At 66.4% G+C, this 10493-nt stretch carries 9 protein-coding genes; 4 read left to right on the top strand and 5 right to left on the bottom strand.

Features of this window, described 5'->3' with window-relative positions:
• Positions 1-163: 163 nt before the first annotated feature.
• Complete coding sequence (locus Q8Q53_RS10420) at positions 164-574, bottom strand: thioesterase family protein (RefSeq protein WP_305701706.1); 411 nt, start codon at positions 572-574, stop codon at positions 164-166.
• 127 nt (positions 575-701) lie between these two features.
• Positions 702-2786, bottom strand: a complete 2085-nt coding sequence (locus Q8Q53_RS10415) for a S9 family peptidase (RefSeq protein WP_305701705.1) — start codon at positions 2784-2786, stop codon at positions 702-704.
• 58 nt (positions 2787-2844) lie between these two features.
• On the opposite strand from Q8Q53_RS10415, the gene Q8Q53_RS10410 reads away from it, so the two are divergent.
• The 4 genes from Q8Q53_RS10410 (at position 2845) to Q8Q53_RS10395 (ending at position 7638) form a co-directional block, all read left to right on the top strand.
• A complete protein-coding gene (locus Q8Q53_RS10410) occupies positions 2845-4659 on the top strand; it encodes an aminopeptidase P family protein (protein WP_305701711.1) in 1815 nt (604 codons plus the stop codon).
• Between the two features lie 196 nt (positions 4660-4855).
• The gene (locus Q8Q53_RS10405; RefSeq protein WP_305701704.1) at positions 4856-5473 is read left to right on the top strand and encodes an EF-hand domain-containing protein; all 618 of its coding nucleotides are present in this window, start codon (positions 4856-4858) and stop codon (positions 5471-5473) included.
• A gap of 27 nt (positions 5474-5500) precedes the next feature.
• Positions 5501-6232 carry a response regulator gene (locus Q8Q53_RS10400; protein WP_305701703.1) on the top strand — a complete coding sequence of 244 codons (732 nt, stop codon included), beginning with the start codon at positions 5501-5503 and terminating at the stop codon, positions 6230-6232.
• Positions 6232-7638, top strand: coding sequence for an ATP-binding protein (locus Q8Q53_RS10395; RefSeq protein WP_305701702.1), 1407 nt, complete (start codon positions 6232-6234; stop codon positions 7636-7638). Before Q8Q53_RS10400 ends, Q8Q53_RS10395 begins: the two co-directional genes overlap by 1 nt.
• A 319-nt stretch (positions 7639-7957) precedes the next feature.
• Here Q8Q53_RS10395 and Q8Q53_RS10390 read toward each other — a convergent pair whose 3' ends face one another.
• From Q8Q53_RS10390 to purH, 3 genes are all read right to left on the bottom strand, one after another.
• Positions 7958-8422, bottom strand: coding sequence for a Fur family transcriptional regulator (locus Q8Q53_RS10390; protein ID WP_305701710.1), 465 nt, complete (start codon positions 8420-8422; stop codon positions 7958-7960).
• 74 nt (positions 8423-8496) lie between these two features.
• Positions 8497-8661, bottom strand: coding sequence for a hypothetical protein (locus tag Q8Q53_RS10385; protein ID WP_305701701.1), 165 nt, complete (start codon positions 8659-8661; stop codon positions 8497-8499).
• A gap of 156 nt (positions 8662-8817) precedes the next feature.
• Entirely contained in the window at positions 8818-10407 is a 1590-nt protein-coding gene (gene purH / locus Q8Q53_RS10380) for a bifunctional phosphoribosylaminoimidazolecarboxamide formyltransferase/IMP cyclohydrolase (RefSeq protein ID WP_305701700.1), read from the bottom strand.
• Between the last annotated feature and the right edge of the window lie 86 nt (positions 10408-10493).

Below are 10493 nucleotides of genomic sequence, written 5' to 3'. Positions count from 1 at the left end.
CCCTGAACTTGTTTCAGGGTCCATCTCTCCTCCTGCACGGACAGTGCGGGCCGAGAAATGGATGCTGAAACAAGTTCAGCATGACGGTTTAGACTTTACGGTGCCGAAGGGGATAAGCGCCAAACAAGTTCAGGGTGACGAGTTCGGAGGGTTGTGGCGCAGCCTACCCCTCATCCCCAAACGGGCGGAACGGATCGGCCACCTCTTTCGGCACCCGCACGATCCGCCCGGCTGCGCGGTCGATGATCGCCCAGGTGGTCTTTGCGCTGACAATCACTTTCCCGCTCGCGTCCCGGAAATCGACCCGCCGGTCGAACCGCGCGCCGGTTGGCCCTTCGGGGATAAAAGTCTCCCCCGTCACGCTTTCACCCAGGCCGATGTTGCCGCGATAGTCGATCTCGTGCCGGGTCACGACCCAGACGTATTGCGCCTGATGCTCCGGCGCGGCGACAGCGCTCCAGTGCGCGGTGGCAATCTGCTGGATCCAGTCCACCCACACCGCGTTGTTCACGTGGCCAAGCTCGTCGATGTGCTGGGGCGCGGCGGTGAAAGTCAGAGTGTGGCGATTGCTCATGACCCGATCTTCCTTGCCGCCACCACCCCCCGGCCCCCTCCTCTGAAGAGGAGGAGGAGCAGGGCCGTGCCAGTCAACGCCCCCTCCTCTTCAGAGGAGGGGGTTGGGGGTGGTGGCGGACAGGCGATCACCCCTCCACCCCCAGCTGCCACAGGATGAACGCGAACTCCTCGGCCGTTTCCTTCAGGCTTTCGAACCGGCCAGACTTGCCGCCATGCCCTGCGCCCATGTTGGTCTTGAACAGCAGTTCGTTGCTGTCCGTCTTCAGTTCGCGCAGTCTGGCCACCCACTTGGCCGGTTCCCAATACGTCACGCGCGGGTCGTTGAGGCCCGCCGTCACCAGCAGCGGCGGGTAATCCTGCGCCCGCAACTGATCGTAGGGGCTGTAGCTGCGGATCAGTTCGAACGCGGCCTGGTCCAGAATCGGGTTGCCCCATTCGGGCCATTCGCCCGGCGTGAGCGGCAGGGTGGCGTCCAGCATCGTCGCCAGCACATCGACGAACGGCACGTGCGCCGCCACCGCGCCCCACAGGCCGGGGTCTGAATTGATCACCGCCCCCATCAGTTCGCCGCCGGCCGATCCGCCGGAAATGCTGATCTTGCCCGCCTGCGTCAGTCCGCGCGCGATCAGGCCTTTGGCGACGTCGACGAAATCGCTGAAGGTATTGGTGCGCCGCTCCAGCTTGCCCGCCTTGTACCAGGCACGGCCCAGATCGTCGCCGCCGCGAATGTGCGCGATGGCATAAGCGAACCCGCGGTCGACCAGACTGAGCCGGGTGGTTGAAAACCCCGGCTCGATCGAAATGCCGTAGGCCCCGTAGCCATAGAGGTGCAGCGGCCCCGCCCCCGTGCGGTCCCGCCGCATCACCACGCTGACCGGGATCAAGGTGCCATCGCGCGCGGGGATTTCCAGCCGCTCGGTCACATACAGCGCCGCGTCATAGCCAGACGGGATTTCCTGCACTTTCAGCGTGGTCAGTGTGCGCGCCGCGACGTCATAATCCTGCACGCTGGCCGGGCTGACCATGCTTTCATAGGACAGCCGCAGGATATCGACCGCCCATTCCGGATTGTCGCCCAGCCCCGCCGAATAGCTCGCTTCGGGGAACACGATCGGTTCGATCCGCGCGGGATCATCGTAATAGCGCACCTCGATCTGATCGAGTCCGGCCAGCCGCCCCTCGATCACATAGAAATCGCGGAACAGATCGAACCCGGTCAGATAGAACGCGTCCGATCCCTCGATCAGGGTGGTCCAGTTGCCGGGATCGGCCAGCGGCGCGGTGGCGAGGCGGAAGTTTTCGTGGGTATCGTTGGTGTGGACGAACAGCGTGTCACCCCGCAGATCGACATCGTATTCCACCCCGGTCTGGCGCGGCTTGACCAGCAGCGGCGCAGCCAGCGGATCGGCGGCGGGGACCAGCCGCACTTCGCTGGTTTCATGATCGCTGCTGCCGATGATCAGCCACTGTTCGTTGGCCGACAGGGATGATCCGACGCGAAAGCCCTCGTCATCTTCGTGATACAGCTCAACATCGCTGGCCAGCGGCTGGCCCAGCCAGTGCAGCCGGGCATTGTCGGTGCGCCACTGTTCGTTGGCGAGGGAGTAAACCAGCCCCGTATCGCCCGCGACCCAGACCAGCGACGACAGCGTGCCGGGGATCTCGTCCGGCAGCAGTTCGCCGCTCGCCAGATCCTTGATCCGTGCGGTGAAACGTTCCGAGCCGTTGTCGTCGATCGCATAGGCCAGCAGCTTGCCATTGGCAGACACCGACAACGCGCCCAGCCGGAAATATTCGTGGCCCTGCGCCAGTGCGACTTCATCGAGGATCAGCTCATCCGCGCCGCCAGCCACGGGCCTGCGCCACCACTTCTTGTATTCCGCGCCTTCCTCGAACTCGATCCAGTAAAGGTAATCGCCGTCCTTCTGCGGGACCGAGGTGTCGGCCTCCTTGATCCGGGCGCGCATTTCGGTGAACAGCGCATCGATCCGGCCCTGCTGGCCCGCCATGCGCTGTTCGAACCAGGCGTTTTCGGCCTTCAGGTGGTCGAGCACGGCCTTGTCGGTCACTTCGGGATAGCCCGGATCGCGCAGCCAGGCGTAATCGTCGGTCACGGTGATGCCGTGGTGCGTGGTGCTGGCGGGGATCTTCGCGGCGACGGGGGGTGTGGCCAAGGGGGGTGTGGCCAAGGGGGGTGTGGTAAGTGTCATGCGCAAGGTCTATGTTGCCAGCATAGTTGCCGCAACCCGGACCATGCTGACCATGTTGATGAATACCCACGAAGCCCGCCTCGATGCCCTGCGCAAGGAACTGACCGCGCGCGGGCTGGACGGCTTCGTCGTGCCGATTTCTGACGAGCATATGAGCGAATATGTCGGCGGTTATGCCCAGCGGCTGGCGTGGCTGACCGGGTTTGGCGGATCGGCCGGAACGGCGGCGGTGCTGGCCGAAGCCATTGATGGACCGGGGGCCGCGATCTTCATCGACGGGCGCTATACCATTCAGGTGCGCGAGCAGGTCGACGGGCGGCTGTACGAATACCAGTCCGTCCCCGCGACCAGCGTCGCCGCGTGGCTGGGCGAGCATGCGCCTGCGGGCGGCAGGATCGGCTATGACGCATGGCTGCACGGCAAGCCGTGGGTCGATGCCGCGACCAAGGCGCTCAGCGCGCAAGGCGCGGCGCTGGTCGCCGTGGACAGCAACCCGATTGACGCGGTCTGGGCCGACCGGCCCACGCCCTCGCTGGCCCCCGCGATTGTCCATGCCACCGAGCACGCCGGTCTGCCGAGCGAGGCCAAGCGCGCGATGGTGGCCGAATGGCTGACCGAACGCGGGCTGGACGCGGCGGTGATCTCTGCGCTCGACGGGGTGGCCTGGCTGCTCAACATTCGCGGCGCGGACGTAGACCGCACGCCGGTGGCGCTGTCGTTCGTGCTGGCGCACGCCGATGGCACCGCAGACCTGTTCATCGCCGAAGACAAGGTCACGCCGGACCTGCGCGCCCATCTCGGCAACGCCGTCACCATCCGCCCGCGTGAGGCGTTCGTGCCGCAATTGCAGGCGCTGGGCGGCAAGCGGGTGGCGGTCGATCCCGAACGCGCGGTCCATGCGATCTTCGCCGCGCTGGAAGGCGCAGGCGCGAGCGTCGTCGAACTGACCGACCCCACCGTTCTGCCCAAGGCGATCAAGAACCCGGTCGAACAAGCTGGCCAGCGCGCCGCACAGGCCCGTGACGGCGCGGCCATCGCGCGGTTCCTGCACTGGCTGTCGGTCGAAGCGCCGGGGGGCAGCGAAACCGAACTCTCAGCGGCGGCGCGGCTGCAAGCCTTCCGCGCGGATACCGGCCTGCTGCGCGACCTGTCGTTCGATACCATTTCCGGCGCCGGTCCGAACGCGGCGATCCCGCATTACCGCGTGTGCGAGGAATCGAACCGCACGATTGAGCCGAACAGCGTGTATCTGGTTGATTCCGGCGGGCAATATGCCGATGGCACCACCGACATCACCCGCACCGTCTGGATCGGCCCCGGTGAGCCGACGGCGGAGCACAAGGACCGCTTCACCCGCGTCCTCAAAGGTCACATCACGCTGGCGCTGGCGGTGTTCCCCAAGGGCACCGTCGGCAGCCAGCTGGACAGCTTTGCGCGGATGCACTTGTGGGCGGCGGGGCTGGATTATGCCCACGGCACCGGCCACGGCGTCGGCAGCTTCCTGTCGGTCCACGAGGGGCCGCAGCGGATCGCCAAGCCGCAGGGCGGGCAGGCCGGGACCGGTCAGGAGCTGCTGGCGGGCATGATCCTCTCCAACGAGCCGGGTTACTACAAGGCGGGCGATTACGGCATCCGCACCGAGAATCTGGTGCTGGTCGAACCGCGCGACATCCCCGGCATGGAAGGCGAATACTTCGGGTTCGAAACGCTGACGTTTGCCCCGATCGACCGGACACTGGTCGATTGTGCGCTGCTGACGCGGGACGAGGTGGCATGGTGGAACGCCTATCACGCGCAGGTCGAGGCGATCCTCGCCCCGCAGCTGTCCGGCCCGGCGCTCGACTGGCTGAAGGCGGCCTGCGCGCCGCTATGACGGGCCGCCGGCTTGCGGCTGGATGAACGGATGGAGCCAATTGTGACAATTGACGACAAAACAGCCCCGCTTCGGCATAATCGCGCGACAAGGCAGGTCTAGACACAACACCATGAAGTCGCGGGATCACCCGGTCCCCCCTCCCCCTCCCCTTCCGGGACCCGCGACTTCAAACCTTTGATGGATGGGATTTATCATGATCAAGAAAGCAATGCTGGGCGTTTCAGTTGCCCTGCTCGCAATATCCGGCGCCGCAATTGCCAGCCACCATGGCCCCGGCCATGGCCCCGGCATGGACCCGATGGGCGACAAGACCGTGACCCGCGCCGAAGCGCAGGCCCACGCCGCCACGATGTTCACGAAAATGGACGTCAACAAGGACGGCAAGATCGACGCCGCTGACCGCGAAGCGCGCCAGATGGCCCGCTTTGACAAGGCCGACGCCAACAAGGACGGCGCCGTGTCGCGCGATGAATTCTCCTCCGCCCGCAAGGCTGCTGGTGAACGCCGCGCCGAATGGAAAGACAAGGCCAAGGGCGAACGCGGCGCTGGTGAACACGGCAAGCGTATGGGCGGCCACGGTCGCGGCATGAAGGGCGGCATGATGATGCTCGCCATGGCCGACACCAACAAGGACAAGGCCGTCAGCAAGGACGAGTTCCTGACCGCACACGCCAAGCACTTCGACTCGGCCGATGCCAACAAGGACGGCTCGCTGACCCCGGATGAGCGCAAGGCGGCCCAGGCCAAGATGCGCGAACACATGAAGTCGATGCGCGGCAAGGGTGGCATGACCCCGCCCCCCGCCGGCTGATGATCCGGCGCGGAGCCTGCCATAACAATGCCTGACACCGCGCCTGTCCGCCTGCTGCTCGTCGATGACGAACCAGGCCTGCGTGAACCCCTGGCCGAGTATCTCTCGCGCCAGGGGTTTGCCGTTACCCAGGCGGCCAGCGCCGCCGAAGCGCGCACCCTGCTGCGCGATGACCAGCCCGATCTGGTGCTGCTGGACATCATGATGCCCGGCGAGGACGGCCTGTCGCTGTGCCGCCACTTGTCCGAATCCCGCGCCATCCCGACCATTCTGCTGACCGCCAAGGGCGAGGCGATGGACCGGATCATCGGGCTGGAAATCGGCGCCGACGATTACGTCGTGAAGCCGTTCGAGCCGCGCGAACTGGTCGCCCGGATCCGCTCCGTGTTGCGCCGCGCCGTCAAGGGCGCACCCGCACCGGACACCGACGAAGTGTTCCAGTTCGAAGGCTGGCAGCTTGATCCGCTGAAGCGCCGCCTGACCTCGCCCGAAGGCGCGCTGGTCAGCATTTCATCGGTCGAATACCGCCTGCTGATGGCGTTCCTCGAACATCCCCGGCAAGTGCTGGATCGCGACCGGCTGCTCGACATGGTGCAGGGCCGCGAAGCGCACCTGTTCGACCGCGCGGTCGATAACCAGGTCAGCCGTCTGCGCCGCAAGATCGAAATCGACAGTCGCAATCCCACCATGCTGCAAACGGTGTGGGGCGGGGGCTATATGCTCGCAGCCGACGTGCGACGCGGCACGGCCACGACCTGATGCTGGCCCGGTTGTGGCCGCGCAGCCTGCAAGGGCAATTGTTGCTGGCGATTGCGCTGGCCTTGTTGCTGGCGCAGGGGATCAGCGCCGCGTTGCTGTGGCGCGCGCAAGCCGAACGGCGCGAAGCCGCGCTGATCCATTCCGCCGCGATCCGGATTGTCACCGCCAGTCGCGATCGGTCTGACGACCATTTCGCCGAGCACCGCCAATCCCCCCGGCTGCTGGCCGCCGCCCGCCAGCTCCGGATCGAGCGATTGGGCGGGTCGCCGCTGCGCCCCGGCGAACGGCGCGAGCATGAGGCAGAGGAAGAACTCGCCGAAATCCTCACCGCTCAGGGGATGGAGCTGACCGAAGTCGTTGTGGTTCACCGGCCGCTGGCTGACGATCTGCGGCTGGCCAGCCGTCTCGCCCGACAAGCCGCCTTGCTGGGAAATCGCGCGCAGCGGACGCCTGATAACCTGCTGGTCGCAGCCGTGGCGCAGCAGTCCGGGGGCTGGCTGCTGGTGCGCGTCCCCGTGCCGCGCGGCGATCCGGCGCTGCTGGCTTCGTTCATCGGGCAAACCCTGTTGCTGTTCGCGCTGCTGGTCGGCGCAATCGCGCTGATCGTCGGGCGCATCACCCGTCCGCTGGCCGCGCTGACCCGGCGGCTGGAACAGTTTGCCGCAACCCGCGCGGTCGATGGCCAGATGCCGCCCGAAGGCCCCGACGACATCCGCCGCCTGATCGTGGCGCACAACGCGATGGAAGCGCGGATCGGCGCGCTGCTCGATGAAAAGGACGTCATGCTGGGCGCGATCGGGCATGACCTGAAAACGCCCCTCACCGCGCTGCGCGTGCGGATCGAAAGCGTCGAGGATGAGACCGAGCGCGCCAAGATGGCCGCGACGATCGAGGATATCGTCCGCAGCCTCGACGATATCCTCTCGCTCGCCCGCGTCGGCCGTCCCAGCGACCCGCGCGAGCCGACCGAGCTGTCCGCACTCGTCGCCAACATTGCCGAGGAATTCGAGGACATGGGCGAGCCGGTCAGCTTCGCCCCGTCCGAACGGATCGTCGTGCCGCTGCGCACCACCTGGCTGCGCCGCGCGCTGCGCAATCTGGTCAGCAACGCCCTGCGCTATGGCCAGACCGCGCGCGTCACCCTCACCCGCGAAAACGGCTTTGCCGTCATCCGGGTGGAAGACGACGGCCCCGGCATCCCCGACGCCGATCTGGACCGGATGCTGGAACCCTTCACCCGCGGCGACCCGTCCCGCAACAGCGTGACCGGCGGCGCAGGCCTGGGCTTGACGCTGGCGCGCGCGATTGCGGAGCAACACGGCGGTCGCCTGACACTGGCCAACCGGCGCGACGCAGCGGGCGGGGTCAGCGGGTTGATTGCAACGCTGACGTTGCCGTTGGGATAGGCGGCGTGGGCGGCGTGGGCGGCGTGGGCGGCTGACGATCCCACCTGCATGGACGCTATCGCCCGCTATTCGTCATGCTGAACTTGTTTCAGCATCCAGTTCTCGGCCCGCACTGTCCGTGCAGGAGGAGAGATGGACCCTGAAACAAGTTCAGGGTGACGACTGTTTTTCCGATGGCGCGTGCGAATCTGGAACCACTCAAAGGAGTGGCGAGCGTTGGCCCAAGGCGTTTCGCGGATCTCGACAGGATTCGGCGTCCAGCCCGGGGTGACGGGGTGGATTAGGGGGCAGCGGCGTTCATCCACCCCGCCCGGTCAATTCAGCCCGAACAGGCCGCGCACAGGCCACGCAGTTCCACGACCGGGCGGATATCGGCAAACCCGGCGCGCTGGGCTGCGCTGACCAATGCGCCGGTCAGGCGGTCATCGTCGATGTGAATCGCTTGTCCGCAGGAATCGCAGATCAGGAAGATGCAATCGTGGCGGCAGCCGGGATGCGGGTTGGCGATATAGGCGTTGGCGCTTTCCACCCGCCGCGCCAGGTTGGCTTTCACGAACAGGTCGAGAATCCGGTAAACGCTGTTGGCGGCGACGCGTTTGCCGCGCGCCTTCGATACCCCTTCGGCGATGTCATAGGCCGATACCGGCCGGTCCTGTGCGGCGAGCACCTGGAATACTTCGGCGCGCATGTCAGTCCACTGCTCGTCAGCCGCCACCAGCGCGCGCTGCGCGGCGTCGATCAGGTTTTCGCCTGAATGTTCGTGGTGATGGTGCGGGGCGGTCATGGCATCGCTATAGGACGACTGCACGGCGGCGGCAATCGACACCGCGCCAATGTCAGGCACCCGGTGTCAGGCGATCAACGCGTCCGGTCGGGGTGCGCGGGGGCCGCTTCGGCGGCCGGGATCATCTGGTGGGCCAGACTGGTGCCGTCCTGCAACCCGATTGCCCCGAACAGGCCAATCGCGCCCAGCACGAAACCGATGGCGAATGAGCGGTAAAGATCCAGCTTGAAAAGACCCATCGGGAAAGGCTTGCCCTGTTGTTGCGACTTGTGTGCCGCCGCAGTGCCGATTTTTCGGTTACCGTCGAGTGAACAAGTCCCGGTTTTGCGCCGCAACACGCCGAAGCGAAGGATCGCTGCGACGAGTTGCGGGATAGGTATTTCACCCGGGCCGGATCAGTGGCGGAAGTGGCGCATTCCGGTGAACACCATGGCGAGTCCCGCCGCATCGGCTGCCGCGATCACTTCGTCGTCACGAATCGAACCGCCCGGCTGGATCACCGCCGTCGCGCCCGCTTCGGCGGCGGCCAGCAGGCCATCAGCGAACGGAAAGAACGCGTCCGATGCCACCGCGCTGCCGACCGTACGGGCCGAGGCCCAGCCGAACTTTTCTGCGGCCTCTGCCGCCTTCATCGCGGCGATGCGCGACGAATCGCGGCGGTTCATCTGGCCCGCGCCGATCCCGGCGGTGACGCCGTCCTTGGCATAGACGATGGCGTTGGACTTTACGTGGCGGGCGACCGTCCAGGCGAAGAAGCAGTCTTTCAGTTCCTGCTCGGTCGGGGCGCGCTTGGTCACGATCTTGAGGTCGTCCAGCGTGATCGCGCCGTTATCGCGGCTCTGCACCAGCAGCCCGCCGGTGATCGGCTTGACGTTCAGCCCGCCCCGGCGCGGATCGGGCAGATCGCCGGTCAGCAGCAGGCGCAGGTTCTTCTTCTTGGCAAAGGCCGCGCGGGCAGCGTCATCGGCGTCAGGCGCGACGACGACTTCGGTGAAGATTTCGCAGATCGCCTCAGCCGTCGGGCCATCAAGCGGGACGTTGGTGGCCACGATCCCGCCAAATGCCGACACGTCATCGCACGCCAGCGCGCCCTGCCAGGCCTCCAGCAGGGTCGCGGCCTGGGCCACGCCGCAGGGGTTGGCGTGCTTGACGATCACCACCGCCGGGGCCTGCCCGCGAAACTCTGCGGCCAGTTCGAACGCGGCGTCGGCATCGTTGTAGTTGTTGTAGGACAGCTCCTTGCCCTGCACCTGCCGCCCTTGCGCGATCCCCCGGATGTGCGGCCCGTTGGGGATGTAGAGCGCGGCCTGCTGGTGCGGGTTTTCGCCATAGCGCAGCGTTTCGCGGCGCGTGCCGGTGACGGCGAGCATTTCCGGGAACTGTTCCTGCTGGTCGGCAAAGGCGAACCACTGGCTGATCATGCTGTCGTAAGCGGCGGTCGCGGCATAGGCGCGCGCGGCCATCAGCTTGCGCAGCGGCAGCCGGGTCGCGCCGCCGGTTGCTTCCAGCTCGGCCAGCAGCCCGGCATAGTCGGCCGGGTTGGTCAGGATCGTGACGAACGTATGGTTCTTCGCCGCCGAACGCACCATCGACGGGCCGCCGATGTCGATGTTCTCGATGATCTCGTCACGGTCCGCGCCCTTGGCCACGGTCGCCTCGAACGGATAGAGGTTGACCACCACCAGGTCGATCGCGCCGATTTCGTGTTCGGCCATCGCGGCGGCGTGTTCCGGGTTGTCGCGCACCGCCAGCAGCCCGCCGTGGACCTTGGGGTGCAGGGTCTTGACCCGTCCGTCCATCATTTCGGGAAAGCCGGTCAGGTCCGAAATGTCGCGCACGGCGAGGCCTGCATCGCGCAGCGCCTTGGCCGTGCCGCCGGTCGAGACGAGGTCCACGCCCCGCGCGGCGAGGGCCTGCCCCAGTTCGACCAGGCCGGTCTTGTCGGAAACGGAAAGCAGCGCGCGGCGGATGGTGACGTCGGTCATGGAAAGCGAATCCCGGTGCAGGGGTTGGAAGGTTTGCGCGTTCCCATAGGGATTTTGCGCGCTTTGACTACCGCCCGTGTGCCGAT

Source organism: Novosphingobium sp. (assembly GCF_030699305.1).
Taxonomy (GTDB): domain Bacteria; phylum Pseudomonadota; class Alphaproteobacteria; order Sphingomonadales; family Sphingomonadaceae; genus Novosphingobium.
Note: the sequence above shows the minus strand (reverse complement) of the source record. Positions and strands in the feature narration are given on the sequence as shown.

Coding starts and splice junctions, on each gene's coding strand:
- Q8Q53_RS10420 (WP_305701706.1), bottom strand. CDS start 574: ATGAGCAATCGCCACACTCTGACTTTCACCGCCGCGCCCCAGCACATC.
- Q8Q53_RS10415 (WP_305701705.1), bottom strand. CDS start 2,786: ATGACACTTACCACACCCCCCTTGGCCACACCCCCCTTGGCCACACCC.
- Q8Q53_RS10410 (WP_305701711.1), top strand. CDS start 2,845: ATGAATACCCACGAAGCCCGCCTCGATGCCCTGCGCAAGGAACTGACC.
- Q8Q53_RS10405 (WP_305701704.1), top strand. CDS start 4,856: ATGATCAAGAAAGCAATGCTGGGCGTTTCAGTTGCCCTGCTCGCAATA.
- Q8Q53_RS10400 (WP_305701703.1), top strand. CDS start 5,501: ATGCCTGACACCGCGCCTGTCCGCCTGCTGCTCGTCGATGACGAACCA.
- Q8Q53_RS10395 (WP_305701702.1), top strand. CDS start 6,232: ATGCTGGCCCGGTTGTGGCCGCGCAGCCTGCAAGGGCAATTGTTGCTG.
- Q8Q53_RS10390 (WP_305701710.1), bottom strand. CDS start 8,422: ATGACCGCCCCGCACCATCACCACGAACATTCAGGCGAAAACCTGATC.
- Q8Q53_RS10385 (WP_305701701.1), bottom strand. CDS start 8,661: ATGGGTCTTTTCAAGCTGGATCTTTACCGCTCATTCGCCATCGGTTTC.
- purH (WP_305701700.1), bottom strand. CDS start 10,407: ATGACCGACGTCACCATCCGCCGCGCGCTGCTTTCCGTTTCCGACAAG.